Raw genomic sequence first — 19,352 nt, 5'->3', positions numbered from 1 at the left:
GAATACTTGAAACCGAGGTGTCATTCATGGGATCACGAATTATGCATGCTATTATCGCTAACAGGATTGCCGAGAAATTATCTATTCAAGATAAAACTTCTTTTATACTTGGAGGCGTAGCCCCCGATGCTGTGCATTCAAAGATAGAAAAAGTCACCTCACATTTTTACGCCGGCTCAACAAAAGACTATACGAGACGAATTGATTATGGATCATTTATTCATAAATATAAAGATTATATGGAGTCCCCTTTTCTCCTAGGCTATTGCACCCACCTCATTGCCGATGATAATTGGCTAAGCGGCTTTTTTCTACCTTGGCTTAAAAACAGAATCGAAAATGACGAAACTATCGCGCCTATGTACTACAACGACTTTAAATTATTGAACGCAAAATTACTTTATCATTACGATAAAGAACAACGGCTCTTCTCTCTTCTCAATCAAGAGGCTCACATTATAGATATTGAAGAGGTTTCTAAAGAAAACGTTTTAGCTTTTCGAAAGTATCTTTTTGAAGATATGTTGTATCCAGAGCAACATTTACATGAAAACTTACAAGTATTTACGTTCGATCAAATCGTTGGTTATATTGAAACAGCTATTGAAAAAGGGGCATTTTTTATTAATCAACTCTCTAATGAAAAATCCACTTCAAACATGTAATCCCCCTCAATATATTTGAGGGGGATTTTCACATAGCAATATTATTATTTGTTCTTTTCCATAACCGCAAAATAATTCTCTTCACTATCAGCAAAGTTAAATACTTTACCAGAAGGCATTGTTACCATTTCACCAACAGTAACATTTTTATTTTTTAAATCTGTATATAATTGATCAAGATTTTCTGAGAAGAACATTAAAGATGGTGTACCAAGATTTAATTCTGGGCTCATCTTAGAAATCACTTCTTTATTATGTAATATAATGCTCGTTTCTGCACCGCTAGTCGGAGCAATCTCAACCCATCTCATTCCTTGCTTATTATCTTCCTCTGCAACTACATGAAACCCTACCTTTTCCGTCCAAAAATTTACTGCCTCTTCTTGATTGTTTACATATAACATAATTTGTCCAACTTTATGAATCATTTCATTTCCCCCTAATGGTTTTTATATTCTATGTAGGTTTCTACAGGTACTATTATTATTCCTCTTTCATTCAATTACAAACAAAAAAGACGTAACTACAAATAGTTACGTCTTTCTCTTTATTTATCTAGGCTTTTTCTTCCCAGTAAATGCTGGCTTCTTTTTCTTTGGTGCTTTCGGTTTCGTTTCTACAAATGATCCGTTGAACATTTCTTGCTTCGTAAATACGATGCCTAGTTTTTTTGCAAATTGAAGTAATTTACGCTCTTCTTGTTGTGTTACAAGAGAAACGACTGTTCCTTCTTTACCCATACGTCCTGTACGTCCTGAGCGGTGAATATATTGGTCTACTGTGTCTGGTAACTCCAAGTGGATTACATGTGTTAAATCATCGATATCAATACCGCGTGCTGCAATATCAGTAGCAAGTAGAATTTCTAATTTCCCGCCGCGGAAAGCACGCATCGTTGCTTCACGCTCTTGCTTACTTGCCTCTGCATGAAGAGCCGCTGCTTTCATTTTACGGAATTGCAATTTCTGAGTAATTTCATCTAAACGGAATGGGTCATTTAAGAAAGCAACTGCTTTTACATCGCCCATATGCATAATTCTTCTTACGTAATCATTTTTTTCGCGTCGCTCACAAATGATATACGTATGCTCAACTAAGCTTTTTGACTCTGCACGTGTTATACGTACTAATTGTGGTTCAACTGCTAAATCACGTGCAGCATCTTCTGCCGCTTTTGTAATTGTCGCCGAGAAGAATACTAATTGACGATCTCGCATTGTAGATTTAATTACATCTTGTACTGCGCCCATCATCTTTTGTTTTACAATTTGATCAAACTCATCAAATACAATCGTTTTTACTTCATGCATCTTTAGCTTTTTCATTCGAATTAATTCTAAAATACGTCCTGGTGAACCGACAATTACTCTCGGGTGTTTCTTTAATTTTTCAACTTGGCGCTTAATATCTGCACCACCAATTAAAGATGCCCCTGAAATTTCAGTCCCTGCTGTAAACTTTTGAACCTCTTCGTGAATTTGCATTACAAGCTCACGTGTTGGCGCTAAAACAACAACTTGTGGTTGTTTTACTTCAGGATTAATTTTATGTAAAAGGGGTAATAAGTACGCTAATGTTTTTCCTGTTCCAGTTGGAGATTCAGCTATAACGTCTTGTCCTTCTAAAATAGTTGGAATCGCTTGTTTTTGAATTTCAGTTAATTCTTTAAAACCAGCCTTCTCCCAAGCTTGTTGTAAAAATGGTTGCATATCTTTTATCATTTGTTTTTCTCCTTTATCTCTATTTTTGAAGAAAATGTTGTATTGTTCGCACCGTTTCTATCATGTGTGAAATAACAGCTATTAAATCATCAACATGGTCTTCTGTAATCGCTTTTTGAAATATAACCTCTACCTTATTATGATATGAAATCGCTTGCTTATTATATTCGTATGAAATTTTCTGCGTAATCATTCTTTCTTTTCCCCATATAGAATGCATGAAATTTTCAATTTCTTCACACACTACCTCTGGCTTTTCTATCGGGAATGAAAATGCTAACTTCATTTCACAACCTGGTGTAAATTGTGGTACTTCCAATATTTCACCAGACAAGTTCTTTGCATCTACAGATAGTGAAAATGTTGCTTTTACTACCGGTTCGAACGGTTCTGTTAATTGAAATGAAATATGGTATATACGACTTAATGAGGCAAGGTCCATCATATCTTTTCGATCTGTTACAAGAATATCTCCATGTAAATCAAAATCATAAACAGCACCTTCTACGATTACTTTTAAATTATCAAAAGCAGTTGGATCAAACATAATTTCCTCCAAAAAACAGGCGCCTTTCGATGGAAAGGCGCCACTTGATGTATATATAGTTTACAGATAAACGAGATGAATTACAACCTTTTAGAATAAACCTACTGCTTTTCCATCTTCATTTACATCCATTTGTAGTGCTGCTGGCTGTTTTGGAAGGCCTGGCATTGTTAACATTGTTCCTGTTAACGCAACGATAAACCCTGCACCAATAGATGGTTTTAGCTCACGAATTGTAACGATGAAGTCAGATGGACGACCTAATTTTGTTGCATCGTCAGAAAGAGAGTATTGTGTTTTCGCCATACAAATTGGTAGGTTACTCCAACCTTCTCCTTCATATTGAGCTAATTGCTTACGTGCTTTCGGAGCAAATTCAATATCTTTTGCACCATACACTTTTTGAGCAATTGTACGGATTTTTTCTTCTAATGGTAATTCTAATTCATAAAGTGGTGCGTAGTTGTTCTCACCTTTTTCAATTTCTTTTAATACTTTTTCAGCAAGGTCAACTCCGCCTTGGCCACCTTTCTCCCAAACTTCCGTTAAGGATACTGCATAGCCACGCTCATTGCACCAATCTTGTAAGTATGCAACTTCTGCATCTGTATCTGTAATAAATTTATTAATTGCAATTACGAAAGGCACACCGAAGCTTTGAATTGTTTCAACATGCTTCTGTAAGTTTTCCATACCTTTTGCTAATGCATCTACATTTTCTTCTTTTAATTGATCTTTTGCTACGCCGCCATGCATTTTAAGCGCACGAATAGTCGCAACAATAACAACTGCTTCTGGTTTAATGCCAGCTGCACGAGCTTTAATATCTAAAAACTTCTCTGCACCTAAATCAGCACCAAATCCAGCTTCTGTAATAACATAATCACCTAATTTTGCGGCCATTGTTGTAGCGATAACACTGTTACAACCGTGAGCGATATTCGCAAATGGTCCACCGTGAATGATAGCTGGTGTATTTTCTAACGTTTGCACTAAGTTTGGTTTTAATGCGTCTTTTAATAATAGTGTTAACGCACCTTCTACACCTAAATCTTTAACCGTTACAGGTTGATTTGCAAAGTTATAAGCAACTACGATGCGAGATAGACGAGCTTTTAAATCTTGAATATCTGTTGCAAGGCAGAATACGGCCATAATTTCAGATGCTACTGTAATATCAAAACCGTCTTCACGTGGTACACCTTGAACTGGTCCACCAAGACCAATTACTACGTTACGTAGGGCACGATCATTTAAGTCAACACAGCGTTTCCAAACGATTTTACGCGTATCAATTCCAAGTGTGTTCCCTTGTTGGATATGATTATCAATAAACGCCGCTAACGCGTTATTAGCAGTTGTGATCGCATGAATATCTCCAGTAAAGTGAAGGTTAATGTCTTCCATAGGTACAACCTGTGAAAAACCGCCACCTGCTGCCCCGCCTTTTAGTCCCATCGTTGGTCCAAGAGATGGTTCGCGAAGTGCAATTACTGTTTTCTTACCAATTTTATTAAAAGCTTGACCTAAACCAACTGTTACTGTTGATTTACCTTCTCCAGCTGGAGTTGGGTTAATCGCTGTTACTAAAACAACTTTACCGTCTTTCTCATCCTGTAAGCGCTTAAAAATATCAAGAGATAACTTACCTTTATAATGCCCGTATGGCTCTAATTCATCTTCTAAAATATTTAATTCAGCTGCAATTTCTTGAATCTTCCTCATACTCGCTTCTTGCGCGATTTCAATATCGGATTTAACTGTTGTAGTAGTTGTCATATACCCTAGTCCCCCTTTAATTGGTTCTGATGATATTGTATCAGTTTTTTGTATTTTCTGCACTTATTTACCTCCTAAAAATTCTTTCATTTCTTTATGCGTTTTTTAACATAAATACCCATAAGAATGTTAACGATTGTTGTAACTCGTTAGGTAGTTGACCTAGCATCTTCTCATTTACTCCGCGCTTATATACACCGATGCCATCTACAACTTCAAAACCTTGTTCTTTCGCTAACTGTTCAAACTCCCAAGGCATCATCGTATTACAAACAACGTCTTTGCCATATAAACGAGGATAACTGTTCTCTCGAGGCTTTGCTGTCGGTCCTAAAATTGCAATACATGCATACCCATCTCTTTTTAAAACGCGCTTTATCTCATTTAATGCTCGTAATGGCTCCTCGGTCCATTCTAAAGAATTTATTGCCATAATTGATTCAAATTGCTCATTTTCAAATGGTAAGGAAGAAAGATCCCCTTTTATAAAAGATAAATTCGGTCCTTCTCCACGCTCCTTCCCTTTTTGAATCATCACTTCTGATAAATCTACTCCAACTGCTTTATAGCCCGCGCGACTTAATTTATATGTACCATATCCATCCCCACAACCAACATCGAGCACCTGAGCTTCTTTCTTCACATACTGTTCAAAAAATGGAATAATTGTACTCCTACTCCCGCTGTCCCACATCTCTTGACTATTTTGATTCCAAAATTCTGCACTACTATCCCATTTTTTCTCTGCTGATTCATGCCAATTAAATTTCGTCATACATTCCCCTGCCTTCACGTTTTATCACTCATTTCATTCTACATCATTTTCCAAAATTCCTGTTTATCTTCATTAGGAGATGTACAAGCTAATAATGGAATCTTTATTCTCCAATTTTTGCTTTACTTGGGTTTAACTCATACTCATGTTCTTCTCTTTGTGTAAGATACTATAGGTACACCCAATTGAAAGAGAGGGATGTACATGCGAAGAAAGAGAAATCATCATTTTAAAAGTGGTGAAAAACACGAAGAGTATGCAGCTGAAATATCACCAGCTGGCATACCAATTAGACATAAGCGTAAAGAAATTGCAAATGAAATAGAAGGTACAAACACCGGTGCAATGGTAGGCTATGTCGCTTTATTTCTTTCACTTTTCTCAATTGCATTTTATCCAGTTACACTCGGCTCTCTTGCGATTTTAGTCGGCTTATTAGCTGTCAATTTCGGAGCAAGAACACTTGGATATACAGCAATTGGTTTTGGTAGTTTTTCTGTTTTATTTACTTTACTCTATCCGCTTTCTTTGTCAGCGTTTTAAAAAAAACACACCAAGTTATACTTGGTGTGTTCATTCGTGATACAACATAATATGACCGCATCCACAGCAATGTTTCGCTGTAATTTCTTGAAACACTGGATAATTTTCTTCATCCCTATGTTCAATAAACACCTTTTCAAAACGGTACATGTTTGGCGCATATGCCCAATCTTGTTTCGTACGTGCATACAAAGTTGAGGAAAAAAACTCCTCACCACCGCAAACGATACATGTATTCTTCATTACTATCCCTCCTATGCTTGTCTTACTTCATCTATATGAACATAAGCATAAGAAAAAGACCTTCTATTACTAGAAAGTCTTCTCTGAAACAAAAAGAAATGTACCAAACATTCCTACTCCGCTATATTCTTTCGTAACACCAGCTTCTGTTTTAAATGTTTGCTTTGCAGTCATAAAGAATACACCATTTCGTGCATCTGTACTTTCAAATTGTAATTTTTCTTTTTTACCATCTACATTTTGTGTGCATTCAAAACTACTCTCATCACATTTCAATGCATACTTATCCTCTACATATACTTTAAAATCCGATTCTTTCGGACAAGTAATAAGTAAAATCGCTACGAGAATAATACTTACAATACCCACAATTGTATAATATTTCTTCATTTGTACTCCTTTCAAATGACAAGAAAACTTGACTTCATGCGCCAAGTTTTCTTAGTCCACAACCCATTGCCATTCTTGTTCTTTCTTATCAAAAATAAGCCAGCCTGTCTCTGTTGCTTCTTCTTTCAATTCATCGATATTATCTAGCACCTCATCCGTACTTTCATACGAACCAACTACATATACCGGAATTTCAAGACCTCTTCTTGACTCAATTTTCCCTGCTAGATCAATATAAAGACCATCCTCCATTAATGGAAGAAGCCCCATGATCACTTCTTTCGAAATTGCTGGGAAAATTTTTGATTTTTGGAACAAAGAAAAACGTTTCTTACCAAAAGCACCGAGTTTATAAGGAATGACTTTACTTAACATCCCTACAAAGTCAGCAATTCTACGATAATACACTTTGTTGTACCATCCGTCATCATGTGAAAAATAAACAAATCTATTTTTCAATAGCGGAAAGAATGTTCTTGCAAGTGGTTCTTTTTTGTGAGCCAAATATAAAAGCTCTGCAATTTCTTTTGGCTCTAATTCATCTAAATCGCTTGCATCATCAAAATCTACCCAACAAAATTCATCAAATTCATCAATCTCTGCTTGAATTAGCTTATGTATATTTTCTTCCTCAACATATTCAAATAAAGTATGATAATGAAAATCTGTCCATTCAAAGTTATGCTTCAAAAGCAACACTTGATGAAGCGGTGAAGGGATGTTACTTGCAAACTCTTTAAACGTAATTCCTGATGTAATAAAACAATGACCCCGACGATTACCATTAATATATATCATATTTTTTACTTGGTCAGATCCTCCAGACAAAGCACCTAGCCACCTTCGTTTTATATGTTTCAATTCTATAGCATATTTTAACATGAAAAATTTTAGAAACATAGAAAAAAATTCAAAAACTATTTACAATTTCATGTGTTTTATTACATAGTGATTACAAGAAAAAACACCTGCTCGTGAGCAGGTGTTTTTAAAGGATTTCATCTGGGTTTTGAGGATGATGATTTCCCTCTTTCTTTTCATCTTTTTGGAACATCGATTGAATTTTATCAATTGTTTGTGGAGCTAATTCAATCATTTTTTCTGCTAAATGTGTCGCATTTTGTAGATGCAGAATATTTACTCCATCTTTATTCACTACAAGAAATGCTACTGGTGTAATAGAAACACCACCCGCGCTACCGCCACCAAATGCAGGGTTACCGTTCGCTCTTTGGCCATCATTCGTTTGGAAATCAGAACCTCCTGCTCCAAAACCGAACGCCACTTTAGAAACCGTTAACACCACACCACCGTCAGCCGTTTGAACAGGCTCTCCAACAATCGTATTTACATCGACCATTTCTTTTAAATTTTCCATTGCCGCTTTCATTAACCCTTGAATTGGATGATCCACCGTTCATAACCTCCTTTGTCATATCTTTCCTAGTTTTTCCGAAAGTTGGTGAACTAAACATAAAATTTTATATTGATTTCAAAAAACTTAAGTTGTAATATTTAGAAAAGTAAAAAAGAGGTCGATTCGTTATGATGCGAAAGTTAACAAAGAAAGATCATGAACAAGTATTCGATTACCTAAAAGAAGAAGCAGCCCTTAACTTGTTTATTATTGGGGATTTAGAAGCTTTCGGTTATGAAACAGACTTTCAAGAATTATGGGGCGTATTTAAAGAGAATGGAACATTAAAATCGATTTTACTCCGCTTCCATGATGCATTTATACCCTATAGTAAAGAAGAATTTATTACCATTGATTATGAGGCACTTATTTCCGCCTATAAGCCGCTTAAACTCTCTGGCAAATCAACTATTGTAGAAAGATTTGAAACCGCTCCGAGCATACAACTAGGTGTCAAAAATGAAATGTATTTTTGTGAATGTCTAAATGACAACAACTTACCTATTACACCTGTCCAAGAAACAATTAAACTTGCCACACTAGATGATGTAAAGCGAATAATGCAATTACGAAGTAACATCGTTGAATTTCCGACTGCTAATGAATCAGAGAAAATATTAAGACAAGCTCTCGAAACAAACACAGGACGTACATACTATATTGAAAAAGACGGCGCTATTATTGCATCCGCCTCTACATCTGCTGAAAATTCATTATCCGCTATGGTAGTTGGCGTATGTACGCATCCGAACTACCGCGGAAATGGATTTGCTTCACTCATATTGCAAAAAATGATTCAAGACTTTACGAAAGAAGGCCGAACACTTTGCTTGTTTTATAATAATCCGGCTGCTGGACGAATTTATAAACGATTAGGGTTTAAAGATATAGGGATGTGGACGATGTACCGATAATAAAAAGCCGATTTGAAATCGGCTTTTTATACATATTGTGCTAATCCAGCTTCAAAGGCTTTTTTATCATTATTTAGTACACCAAACAATGCTTCTTGAAGCGCAAATGTACTTTTATAAAAATACATTCGTTCCTTTACTGCTTCTAAATTAGGATAATGAGCTGAAAATAGTTGTAAAAACTCCTCTCCATAACTAGCTAATTCTATTCGAAGTTTTTGAATACCTTTTTCATATTTCGGAAAACGGAATACTACATTATCATTTACAATTAATACATCATTATTTTGGCCAATTTCATTTATATAAGCTGATCTTATTTGTAATTCAGGACACACTCTTTGTAAATACGAAACATACTCATTTTCTTTTCTCATTCTTTCCCCTCTCCCGTTCAAGCCTATTGTTCTCACTTCAAAGTCATAATTACCTGTCTTTCAACAAAACCAAACTCTTCGTACATCTCTTTCGCAAAATTCCCGGCAAATACATTTAAGCGAATTTCTGAATACGTCTCCTTCAATTCCTTAATACCAGCTTCCATCAGTTCTTTCGACAGTCCTTTCCCTCGATATTCTGGAAAAACGTATAACTCATATATAAATCCAAGTTTTTCACGAGAAAAATAGTCTGTATTTTCCCCTATTAATACCCATCCTATTACTTTCTTTTCTTCTTTAATAACTAAATAATATGCTCCCTTTTCCACTATTGGCTTTGTAATTTCAATCGCTTTCTCTATACTTAATCGACAATTCCCTCTTGTCCCTTCAAAAAGTGATTGAGCTGCATACTGTAAGATTTCATTCGTTTCTTCTCGATTCGCCTTTTCTAACATTTTTCACAACTCCACTCATTAATAGGCATTACTATCGCTTGTTCAAGTTCCTCCGACTCAATCACAATTGCCAGCAATCCCTTTTCCGTAATCGTTTCATGAAATTCGCCCTTCTCCCAAAACACAGCCTGTCCCGCTTCCACCTTCACATTTTCTTTATCTGCTCCGCATACATATCCTTCTCCATCCACAATAAGAAGCAGCTGTGATACAACTGCTTCATGATATCCAATTATTCCATTCTCTCGTAAATGCATAGCACCAATATGTACATTTCCTTTATGGTTTAATATTTTTGACATTATGAAATTAGATTGAAATGCTGAGATTTTCTTTCCCACTTTTTCACTAAAATCAAAAATTTTCATTACTAATCCTCCCTATACGTATAAAACCATCCTTACTGTCTGCATCATATGTCCTTCAAAATCTTCTTCAAATTCCTCTAATTGTGCAAAACCTTTCGCTTCATAAAAACGTTTTCCTTTTTCATTCGCTGCTTCTACATGAATGTATAGTTTCCGAATTCCTTTTAATTCCGTTAACCCTTTTTGTAATAAAGCACTTCCTACCCCTTTCCCTTGCTGATCTGGTAACAAATAAATCGCTCCTAATTCTGCTTCGTTTTGCAATCTAACAGGTGAAAAATTCGCAAAGCCAATTACTTCTCCCTCTTCTTCCGCAACGAATAAATGTGTATTTTCAAGACGATATTTCATTTTTTCATCAGAATAGGCCTCGTCTAAAAATCTGTCTTGAATCTCTCTCGGAATAATGCTTTCGTATGTATCATGCCAAGCTATTTTCGCTACGGATTGTACAGCGTGAATATCTTCTTGCTTCATTTCTCTAATTACATATGTCATCTCGTTGTCTCCATTCTCTTTAACTTATATTCTGCTAATATACTAGAAGAAATGGCAGAACCATTTTCATAATTCACTTTAATTAATTTTAATTTCTCAATTGAAGCTGTTGCATAATCAAATTTTTCATATATATATTCCATTACACTTAAAAACTGATTTGCATGTAACTTATTTGCAATCGTGCAATGCGGAACCCATTTTCCTGGTACATAATATGAATTTAAATTATCATGAAAAGTTTTAAAATTATCATGATAAGAATGATGAAGTTTTAACAATTCATCTGTAATGGTCGGTGCTAAAAAGATCGTTCCATTAGTAGGAAAAACTCCAACAGAAGGAAAATTTATTGCAGCCATATTTTCTTGAACAGCTACAAACTCCTCTAATTTCTTAGTATATAAGTTAACATCTACCTCATTGTAATCAGCTAATGTAATATGAGGTTCTACTCCGGCTAATTGATTTGTGCCAATGATATTTGTTATTTCATTTTGTAATTCTATAATTTTATTAGTAAACACACGATCAAATGTAGCAATAATAGCGTACATACTTTCTCACCCCTTCGTTACATATAACGCTTCCCATTCTTCACGAATCATTCCCATTCGAATAGAATCATAGTACGTCCCGTTATAATAACGACATTTTCGCATCCTACCTTCTAAGCTCATTCCTATTTTCTCCGCTACTTTCATCATTCGTTCATTGCCAGACCAAGTCGTGATTCCTACTCTGCCAATCTCCATCTTTTCAAACAGTAAATCTCGATATAACGTTAACGCCTCTGTACCATAACCACCATTCCAGTAATTTGGATTATAAATAACAAGCCCTATCTCTAACCAACGCGTCGGTTTATATTCCCAATAAAACCCGATTGCCCCTATAATTTGACCGTTATTTTCTATAATTAAATTGGATAGAGGTTCCTCTTTTAAACGAGTTTTCATCTTCTCTTTATAAGACGAGTATTCTTGCATTGAAAACAGAAAATACGGTGCATCCCATTTTTTCCATTCTGGATTTTCTTCTTTAAATACGAGATCCCATAATGTTTTTATATCTGATTCTTCAATTGCACGAATTGTAACTTTATCCCCTTTTACTCTTACGTTTTGCATAATTTCCTCCTACACTCCTCTTTATTTCATATATAATTATAATGTTTTTTCAGAAAAATCAAAACAAATATCGTTTATTATATTGTATAATTTTGTTATAAGATACCAATTATTCATGTGGAAAGCTGGTGATTCAATGAATAATCGATTTAGTATTACTTTATTTCTCACTATTATTACAACAAATATTATTCTCTATTTCTTCTTACCATTACGTATTGTTACTAAATGGGACTTCAATGGAACGCCTACATCAACAATGGATAAAAGCACTTTTGTTATCGTAAATATAATTATATGTACCTTCTTATTCTTTTTATTTTTAGCTTTATCTAAAGCAGCGAGTAACCAGAAATTTCTCCTTTGGATTGGCAACACAATTTTACTATTTTTATTTTTTGTCGATATTGTCATTGCTCTCATCGCTCTTGGCTTCACTCTTCCTCTTGATCATTTAATATTTTTAGCATTAGGGCTTTTATTTATATTAATAGGCTATTTCAGTTCCAAAATCGATACGAGTAAATCAACGGTTTCATTGGAATGGAATGATAAACATCTTGAAAAAAGAGCTTCAAATATTTGTAGTATTTCAATGATAATAGCAGGTATTTTCCTAGCCGGGCTTCCATTTATCGTTCCTGTTCCGTATAGAGGTTATGCTATAATCGCAATTATTTTAGGAATGACGCTTGCCATTTTACCGAGTACGATTTACTTACTTATGAAAGACAGCAAGCAATCTACTCATTTAAAAAGGTAATAAAAAAATAGGAGGTTCTATACCTCCTATTTCAGCTAAACGTTTTCTTTTTCATTTTTTCTATCTCAACTAAAATCCCTTTCTCTATCCAGCCTTCTATTCCATCTCTTTTCACTAAATCATATCCTGAACAGCTTCCATCAATGAGAGAAACAATGTCCCCTTTCCTTACACATATTTGTGCACAAGAAATATCGGTTTTCACTGTGTAATCACCTGACTCAAGCTGCCTAATATATTCATTTTTCACATAAAGTAATGTATTCTTTTCCTTTTGCTTGCATATTGTGTATTCTTGCACCTTCTCCATCGGCTCTATGTAATAATATGGATATGTTACCCCGCCTTGCATTTCTGAATTCGCATTAAAATCTGCTATCACTTCATATTCTGGAAAATAGTCTACATATGTATAAGAAAACATATCACCTGCTGGTTTCCTTTGAATGATAAATGCGTTTAATTGTCCTGCTTCTTTAATCGCATTTCCCCCATCAATCGCAATAATCTTTTTCTCCTCATCAATAACTGGATTGTTAGACGGTGCCTTATCTGAATAGTTTACAACAGGCCAATGACCGACAACTACATACTTATTTGCTCTATGTGATTTATTGAAAAACTCTGGCATTGCTATCGCATTTTTGCGCTCTGTTTCTTTCCAATCTTCTTTATCATCAAGGCCAGCATGTACAAAGATATAATCTTCTGTTTCAAGCGCTGTTGGCAATTCTGTCAGCCACTTTATTTCTTTTGAAAAATGGCTCATTAATACTTCCCTTACTTTTTGAATAGGCGTACCTTCATGAATAGAGAAATGCACACACTCTAACCATTCATTAAAAATCGAATGCTTTCTCGTACATAAATAATTGATAAGACCAGGATTTTCATTTAAAAGCGCATCAACTAAAACTTCACAATTCCCTTCAACAACGTGAACATTTGAATTGTTCTTTACAAGATTCATAACGTAGTTTACGACGCCGATGCTGTCTCCTCCTTTCTCACAAAGATCACCATTAATAATTAAATAATCTTCATCTTTAAAGTTAACTTTCTGTAGTAATTCTTTTAAAAGAAGTAATTCTCCATGAATATCAGATATTACGATTACTCTAACATCATTAGGGATTGATAGTTTCTTTATTTTTTCCAAGTGTAAGCGCTCCAATCATTCTCTGTATTATTTACAAAAAAACAATTCAACAACATAAATTATAAACCTTTCTAAATGAAATAGGTTCTATATATTATGTCATATAGAACCTATCCTTCTTTATAATTCTTTATAAAAAGAAAAACTTACCTTATCATAACCTTCTCTTTCATAAAAGCGGTGAGCGTCTAATCTAGGAAACGCTGATGTAAGAACGATGGACTCACATTCGTTTTCTTTTCCCCAGTTCTCTATATAGGAGAGTAATACATTCCCATACCCTTTTGAACGATGTGCTTCTGCTGTTACAAGGTCATATACGAAAACATGTTTCTCATTATAAAAATTCGTACAAATCGCTACACCGGCTAGACTAACTGCTTCATCCTCTTCATTACGTAGCGAAAATAGTTTATAATTCTCTTCTTTCATTTTTTGAAACAAAGAACTTGCTTCTTCTCTTGAAAGTTTCGTTCGTAACTGCTGTAATACGGGAAATACATCATGTAAATCCGTTTCTGTTACTACTTCTCTAATATTCATTTTGATTCTCCCCTTACTATTTATAAAATTTTCTAAATGTTATATCATCATTATAGAAAGCCACTGCCCTTAGCTTAAGTGACAGTTTTATCCTTTTTTATAAGGCCAGTATGAAAAGGAGCGTCTACGAATGGATCTGACTATCCCATTATTATTACAAAGTAAAACACCCCTTTACTTACAAATTTATGAATATATGAAACGAGAAATCTCTCATGGATCACTATGTGCCGGTACACGCCTTCCTTCTCACAGAAATTTAGCAGTACAACTTAATGTGAGCCGTATTACAGTGGAATCCGCTTATCAACAATTACTAGCTGAAGGGTATGTAGAAAGCAAACCGAAACGTGGGATTTTTGTTGCAGAAGTTGATATGGATGTCATTCAAAAGAAACAGCAAATTGCGTCAAACATTGCTAACAATAAAGAAAACGAACAATATGATTATGATTGTAGTCAAGGACTTATTGATCAAAAAGCTTTTCCGATAACAAACTGGAAAAGAGCAATACACGAAACTTTATTTCAGTATGAAAATGAATTATTTGCTAAGGAAGATCCACAAGGTGAGCTCGTTCTACGAGAACATATTTCAAAGTATTTATATCATGCTCGCGGGGTACATTCTTCACCTGATCAAATTATTATTGGAGCAGGTACGCAGCCTCTTCTTTGGCTACTACTTCAACTACTTGGTTCAAAAAAGGAATTCGGAATCGAAAACCCTGGATTTCACCGTATTCCTGCTATGATTCAAAGTTCTGGTCTTACCGTTCACCCCATCCCTTTAGATGATAAAGGAATTCATATTTCCGCTTTACGTGAATCGGGTTGCAATGTAGCGTATGTCACTCCATCTCACCAATTTCCACTTGGAATCATTATGCCATTATCTAGAAGACTCGAGTTATTAAAATGGGCGAATGATTGTAAGGGCTATATTATTGAAGATGATTACGACGGGGAATTCCGTTATATAGGAAAACCTATTCCTTCTTTACAAGGACTAGATGCAAATGAACGTGTTATTTATATGGGAACTTTCTCGAAATCTTTTTTACCTTCTTTACGAATGGGATATATTGTTTTACCACCTCATCTGTTAAGAGCCTATGAAGAGCTTGGTGGTATGTTTAAACAAACTGTTTCTACGCTGCAGCAACTTACCTTTGCCACCTTTATTCAAAATGGTGATTGGGAACGTCATATTAACCGAAGTCGGACGTTATATAAAAGAAAACATATTTCTTTAATTAAATCTATTACAAACGAGATGGGAAATAACGTTCATATACTCGGTGAACAATCCGGACTTCATATTGTACTTCACGTTCATAACGGGATGAATGAACAAGAACTTATTCATGCAGCCGCAAAAGAACGTATTAAGTTATACCCTCTCTCCACATACGATTCTGTTCATAATGTAATGGATGAATCGTATGTATTGCTCGGTTTTGGCAGTATTCCAGAGGATCGTATCGAAACTGTAGTTCAATTACTGAGAAAGGCCTGGTTCCCTAAATAAGAATAGCTCCACGTAAGTTATACTTACGTGGAGCTATTTTCATTCACTATTTTTCTGATCTCGCTGCCCTTCCTGGCCGCTTAACACCAGTTGTTTCTGTTGAATAGGAAGCTTCAATGATAGCAGTTGGATCTACAGAGAGAACGAGATCTTTCATTTTTGGATAAATGAAACGGTTTGTAATACAATAAATGATTCTCTTATGTTCTCCTAAAAAACCACCTTCTCCATGTAGATACGTAACGGATAATTGCAATTCTTTCATAAGCAGATCGCCTATTTCTTTATTTTTACCAGAAATAATCATGACGCTCTTTCCTTGGTTAATACCATCTAATATGAAATCAATCATCTTCGTAACAATATAGAAAATTGCTAATGAGAACATCGCTTGTTCGATTGAAAATAAAATCGCTACAAATGTGAAAATAACTGCATTTACAGCAAGTAAAAATGTACTAATCGGTACTTTAAAGTGTTTGTTCATCCAAACCGCTAACATTTCTGATCCATCTATTGCGCCACCCATTTTAACAACAATCCCAACGCCTATTCCAAACAGTACGCCACCATAAAGTACAATTAATAATTCAGAAGTTGTAATCGCCGGAAATGGTTTTAAATAGATTAATCCAAGTGTTGTAACTACATTTGCATAAGATGTACGGATGAAGAACTTCTTCCCCATTACTTTTGCGGTAAATAGCAGGATAGGAATATTAAGTCCTAAAAACACTCCGTAAAGCGGTAATCCAGCAACTTTATTTGCCATAATAGCAATGGCCGTTACCCCACCATCTACTAAGCCATTAGGTGCTAAAATAAGCTCTAATGAACCCGCTACAATAATCGATCCAATTGTTAATAATACGTATTCAAATACTCTTTTCATTCATTACCCCCAAAACTTATATATTTTCTTAGTATTATTTTAACGTAATTTTACTACTAATTCAAAGATATGAGTTTATATACACAAAAGTTTCACCTTTACAGTGATTTTTTATGTAATTTATTTACAGAAACACACTTACGTATTACAGTAAGTGTGCTCCAAACATTTATTTAAGTTTTAAGTATGAATTCATTTTCATTTTTAATATTTCATCAACTGCCCTATTATACCCACCAGCATTTCTAAGGGACTCACCAACTTTACGACTATTTTCTTTAAATGTCACATCATCCATTACTTTTTCTACAGTCTCACGTAACAATTCAGAACTTAATTCTTTACGATTAATCCTTATTCCAGCCCCTACTTCACTCACTCGTTGCGCAACTAAAGGCTGATCTCCTGTTACCGGAATTACAACTAACGGGACACCGTAATATAGTGCTTCACTCGAACTATTCATACCACCGTGTGTCACGAATACATCAGCATGCTGTAATATTTCTAATTGCGGTACGTAATTATACAACTTAAAGTTATTCGGAATGTTTTCAAATTGATTTAAATTTATCTTCTTACCAACAACTAATACGACTGTCGCTTCTACATCTTTAAACGCTTCAAAACATTTTTCATATAGTTCAGGTTGTTCATTAAAAACTGTTCCCATAGAAATGAAAATCAATTTTTCATCTTTTAAATCTTCCATAGAAAAGCTGTCTACTTCTTTTCGAGTAGCAATTGATGGGCCGACAAACTTATACGATTCATCGAATACATCTGAACGCGGCTGGTATTCTTTTGAAGTATATACAATAGTAATATCACCAGGATGATTCATAATATCATACATACTATTACATTTCATTCCATACTGCCTATTCCATTTTTCCATTCCCGCTAAACAAGATTGATATAACGGATTCGTTTCATCTACTTGTCTTGATTCTTGTTCATCATTAAAATTAATGTACTGATTAAAAGCAAATGTTGTACAAGAAGAAACGCTAGGTAATTTTAAAATATTGGCTATAATACGTCCTACGGGAAAATGATTATCGTATAGCAAGTAATCGTACTTTTCCCCTTTTGTTTCTTCTACAATTTGAGTCACAATACGCTCTGATGCTTCAATCATATGAGATAGCATCGTCAAAGGACTCCCACCTTCATTTACTCGTTCCATAATATTAATTTGAGAGAGGAAATTCTCAAACACTCGGAATTCTGCACCTGTTGCTTCAATCTTCTTTCTATAATCTCCAATACAATACGAAACAACTGTCTCCCCTCGCCGAATTAACTCACTTACAATAGCTAAAGTCGGATTTATATGACCTTCTCCGGGAAAATTTATTACGAGTACATTTGCCATCATATTCTCTCCTATCTAACAATATTAATAGTTAATTATATTAATTAATTTAAAACTATTATAAAGGAATCTATTCTACTTCTTCATATTTTTCACTTCATTTTATTATTGAGAAATATTTTTCATAACCTACATTATAACTCTTATAAAAGTATGCTTAACCTTTCATTTATTGAAAAATACGGGAGTTATATTCAGGCATTTTTACAGATTTATCATCAGAAACATTATTTTGATAATTCATACAAAAGTAGAAAAATATAATTTCCACACTGATTTCTCACTATAAATTTATTTAAGTTCTAAGTTGTCCTCATCATTATCCACTTGGAACATATTCTGTTATATAATGAATTTATAGAATTTACAGAAAAAGAGGTAACTTCATGCTACAACAACTATTCACTTCACCTATTTTATCTATTCAAGCTTTACACCCAGGTTATGAAGACCATGCAAGCGATGTGTTTCTCGTCCGAACAGAAGATGCAGAAGTCATCGTTCGTTCTTCTAAAATGAATGAAGAGCCAAATAATGATTTTTGGTGGGGATGTAAAAACCTATTTGGAATTGATCCAAGGAACGTACATCATTTAAAAGCTGTACATACATTGCTGCAAGAACATACTAATCTTCCTATCCCAACAATATTAGAAAAACATATTTTAAATGGCCGTGAATTCGTTGTAGCCGAAAAGTTAGTAGGTAACACAGTTCAATCTTTTATCGGGCAACCAGATTCTATTTTATTCAGTCTAGGAAAAGGGCTTGCAGAAATACATACATTTAAAGCCGATTACATAGGAAATGTGTCAGGTTCCTTCCAAATTACACTAGATGAATTCCAATCACACATTTTAAATGTGAGTAAAGAGCTTGTGAATATGTTTTATTCCGATAATGAAAGCATACAAAATGCATTTCCTACTTTTGAATCACAACTTTCTTCCTTACCAGCACCAAAGGAATCAACGCTCGTTTTAATTGATATGGACCCTACTCAGTTTTTATCAGATGGTACAACTATTACGGGATTAGTAGATACAGAAGCCTATGCCGTTGCTCCCCGGGAGTTTGATTTTATCGGCTTAGAATATGTGTTTACAGAAAAAGAGGCACATGCTTTTAAACAAGGTTACGAAACCATTATGCCCCTTCCTCATCTTGCAGAATGTAGACATATTTGTACCGGTTATTATCTGTTCAGGGCAGTGTGGAGTTAAAAAAGTGGCTTAGTCATCCATCCTATTTTTAAATA

Annotated in this window: 24 protein-coding genes and 1 pseudogene; 6 read left to right on the top strand and 19 right to left on the bottom strand. The window is 34.7% G+C overall.

Going from position 1 to position 19,352, the window contains the following annotated elements; all coding sequences use genetic code 11:
• Positions 1-26 precede the first annotated feature (26 nt).
• Positions 27-665 (top strand): zinc dependent phospholipase C family protein, encoded by a 639-nt coding sequence (locus CER22_RS15190; protein ID WP_088063142.1) that lies wholly within the window; start codon positions 27-29, stop codon positions 663-665.
• A 44-nt stretch (positions 666-709) separates the two neighbouring features.
• Here the strand turns inward: CER22_RS15190 and CER22_RS15185 are convergent, their stop codons facing one another.
• From CER22_RS15185 to CER22_RS15165, 5 genes are all read right to left on the bottom strand, one after another.
• The gene (locus CER22_RS15185) at positions 710-1,093 is read right to left on the bottom strand and encodes a VOC family protein (RefSeq protein WP_088609021.1); all 384 of its coding nucleotides are present in this window, start codon (positions 1,091-1,093) and stop codon (positions 710-712) included.
• Between the two features lie 123 nt (positions 1,094-1,216).
• Complete coding sequence (locus CER22_RS15180) at positions 1,217-2,386, bottom strand: DEAD/DEAH box helicase (protein ID WP_000588608.1); 1,170 nt, start codon at positions 2,384-2,386, stop codon at positions 1,217-1,219.
• A 19-nt stretch (positions 2,387-2,405) separates the two neighbouring features.
• Positions 2,406-2,933, bottom strand: coding sequence for a hypothetical protein (locus CER22_RS15175; RefSeq protein ID WP_141499182.1), 528 nt, complete (start codon positions 2,931-2,933; stop codon positions 2,406-2,408).
• Positions 2,934-3,023: 90 nt separating this feature from the next.
• Entirely contained in the window at positions 3,024-4,712 is a 1,689-nt protein-coding gene (locus tag CER22_RS15170; RefSeq protein ID WP_087983223.1) for a formate--tetrahydrofolate ligase, read from the bottom strand.
• Positions 4,713-4,806: 94 nt separating this feature from the next.
• The gene (locus CER22_RS15165; RefSeq protein WP_088609020.1) at positions 4,807-5,487 is read right to left on the bottom strand and encodes a class I SAM-dependent methyltransferase; all 681 of its coding nucleotides are present in this window, start codon (positions 5,485-5,487) and stop codon (positions 4,807-4,809) included.
• A gap of 204 nt (positions 5,488-5,691) precedes the next feature.
• Here CER22_RS15165 and CER22_RS15160 point away from each other — a divergent pair, with 204 nt between their 5' ends.
• A complete protein-coding gene (locus CER22_RS15160) occupies positions 5,692-6,030 on the top strand; it encodes a hypothetical protein (RefSeq protein ID WP_060488565.1) in 339 nt (112 codons plus the stop codon).
• Positions 6,031-6,060: 30 nt separating this feature from the next.
• On the opposite strand, the gene CER22_RS15155 is transcribed toward CER22_RS15160, so the two are convergent.
• From CER22_RS15155 to ytfJ, 4 genes are all read right to left on the bottom strand, one after another.
• A complete protein-coding gene (locus CER22_RS15155) occupies positions 6,061-6,273 on the bottom strand; it encodes a hypothetical protein (protein ID WP_000798747.1) in 213 nt (70 codons plus the stop codon).
• A 69-nt stretch (positions 6,274-6,342) separates the two neighbouring features.
• Positions 6,343-6,663, bottom strand: a complete 321-nt coding sequence (locus CER22_RS15150; RefSeq protein ID WP_048540982.1) for a hypothetical protein — start codon at positions 6,661-6,663, stop codon at positions 6,343-6,345.
• 51 nt (positions 6,664-6,714) lie between these two features.
• Positions 6,715-7,491, bottom strand: coding sequence for an oxalate:formate antiporter (locus tag CER22_RS15145; protein ID WP_000014094.1), 777 nt, complete (start codon positions 7,489-7,491; stop codon positions 6,715-6,717).
• Positions 7,492-7,651: 160 nt separating this feature from the next.
• Positions 7,652-8,077 (bottom strand): GerW family sporulation protein, encoded by a 426-nt coding sequence (gene ytfJ / locus CER22_RS15140; RefSeq protein ID WP_000349987.1) that lies wholly within the window; start codon positions 8,075-8,077, stop codon positions 7,652-7,654.
• A gap of 131 nt (positions 8,078-8,208) precedes the next feature.
• Here ytfJ and CER22_RS15135 point away from each other — a divergent pair, with 131 nt between their 5' ends.
• Positions 8,209-8,994 (top strand): GNAT family N-acetyltransferase, encoded by a 786-nt coding sequence (locus CER22_RS15135; protein WP_088063139.1) that lies wholly within the window; start codon positions 8,209-8,211, stop codon positions 8,992-8,994.
• 26 nt (positions 8,995-9,020) lie between these two features.
• On the opposite strand, the gene CER22_RS15130 is transcribed toward CER22_RS15135, so the two are convergent.
• From CER22_RS15130 to CER22_RS15105, 6 genes are read right to left on the bottom strand one after another with little or no spacing between them, the layout of a single operon-like run.
• Positions 9,021-9,371, bottom strand: a complete 351-nt coding sequence (locus tag CER22_RS15130; protein ID WP_088063138.1) for a hypothetical protein — start codon at positions 9,369-9,371, stop codon at positions 9,021-9,023.
• Positions 9,372-9,403: 32 nt separating this feature from the next.
• Positions 9,404-9,832 (bottom strand): GNAT family N-acetyltransferase, encoded by a 429-nt coding sequence (locus CER22_RS15125; protein WP_088063137.1) that lies wholly within the window; start codon positions 9,830-9,832, stop codon positions 9,404-9,406.
• Positions 9,826-10,200 carry a cupin gene (locus tag CER22_RS15120; RefSeq protein WP_088063136.1) on the bottom strand — a complete coding sequence of 125 codons (375 nt, stop codon included), beginning with the start codon at positions 10,198-10,200 and terminating at the stop codon, positions 9,826-9,828. The genes CER22_RS15125 and CER22_RS15120 overlap by 7 nt, the downstream gene beginning before the upstream one ends.
• A 12-nt stretch (positions 10,201-10,212) precedes the next feature.
• Complete coding sequence (locus CER22_RS15115) at positions 10,213-10,698, bottom strand: GNAT family N-acetyltransferase (RefSeq protein WP_087982712.1); 486 nt, start codon at positions 10,696-10,698, stop codon at positions 10,213-10,215.
• A complete protein-coding gene (locus CER22_RS15110; protein WP_088063135.1) occupies positions 10,695-11,255 on the bottom strand; it encodes a 2'-5' RNA ligase family protein in 561 nt (186 codons plus the stop codon). Before CER22_RS15110 ends, CER22_RS15115 begins: the two co-directional genes overlap by 4 nt.
• 6 nt (positions 11,256-11,261) lie before the next feature.
• On the bottom strand, positions 11,262-11,828 hold the full coding sequence (locus CER22_RS15105; protein ID WP_088063134.1) for a GNAT family N-acetyltransferase: 567 nt from the start codon (positions 11,826-11,828) through the stop codon (positions 11,262-11,264).
• 136 nt (positions 11,829-11,964) lie between these two features.
• Between CER22_RS15105 and CER22_RS15100 the strand changes: the two genes are divergently transcribed.
• The gene (locus CER22_RS15100; RefSeq protein WP_088063418.1) at positions 11,965-12,591 is read left to right on the top strand and encodes a DUF1648 domain-containing protein; all 627 of its coding nucleotides are present in this window, start codon (positions 11,965-11,967) and stop codon (positions 12,589-12,591) included.
• A gap of 31 nt (positions 12,592-12,622) precedes the next feature.
• On the opposite strand, the gene CER22_RS15095 is transcribed toward CER22_RS15100, so the two are convergent.
• The gene (locus CER22_RS15095) at positions 12,623-13,750 is read right to left on the bottom strand and encodes a metallophosphoesterase (protein WP_088063133.1); all 1,128 of its coding nucleotides are present in this window, start codon (positions 13,748-13,750) and stop codon (positions 12,623-12,625) included.
• A 120-nt stretch (positions 13,751-13,870) separates the two neighbouring features.
• The gene (locus CER22_RS15090; protein ID WP_088063132.1) at positions 13,871-14,293 is read right to left on the bottom strand and encodes a GNAT family N-acetyltransferase; all 423 of its coding nucleotides are present in this window, start codon (positions 14,291-14,293) and stop codon (positions 13,871-13,873) included.
• A 130-nt stretch (positions 14,294-14,423) separates the two neighbouring features.
• On the opposite strand from CER22_RS15090, the gene pdxR reads away from it, so the two are divergent.
• On the top strand, positions 14,424-15,824 hold the full coding sequence (pdxR, locus tag CER22_RS15085; protein WP_088063131.1) for a MocR-like pyridoxine biosynthesis transcription factor PdxR: 1,401 nt from the start codon (positions 14,424-14,426) through the stop codon (positions 15,822-15,824).
• Between the two features lie 46 nt (positions 15,825-15,870).
• Here the strand turns inward: pdxR and CER22_RS15080 are convergent, their stop codons facing one another.
• Positions 15,871-16,716 carry a YitT family protein gene (locus tag CER22_RS15080; protein ID WP_000831975.1) on the bottom strand — a complete coding sequence of 282 codons (846 nt, stop codon included), beginning with the start codon at positions 16,714-16,716 and terminating at the stop codon, positions 15,871-15,873.
• A 169-nt stretch (positions 16,717-16,885) separates the two neighbouring features.
• Positions 16,886-18,094, bottom strand: a complete 1,209-nt coding sequence (locus tag CER22_RS15075) for a macrolide family glycosyltransferase (RefSeq protein WP_088609019.1) — start codon at positions 18,092-18,094, stop codon at positions 16,886-16,888.
• Positions 18,095-18,480: 386 nt separating this feature from the next.
• On the opposite strand from CER22_RS15075, the pseudogene CER22_RS15070 reads away from it, so the two are divergent.
• Positions 18,481-19,349, top strand: a pseudogene (locus CER22_RS15070) (nitrate reductase).
• Positions 19,350-19,352 lie beyond the last annotated feature (3 nt).

Source organism: Bacillus sp. K2I17 (assembly GCF_002209985.1).
GTDB classification, from domain to species: Bacteria; Bacillota; Bacilli; order Bacillales; family Bacillaceae_G; genus Bacillus_A; species Bacillus_A wiedmannii.
The sequence above is the reverse complement of the archived record's forward strand: the minus strand, read 5'-3'. Positions and strand labels throughout refer to the sequence as shown.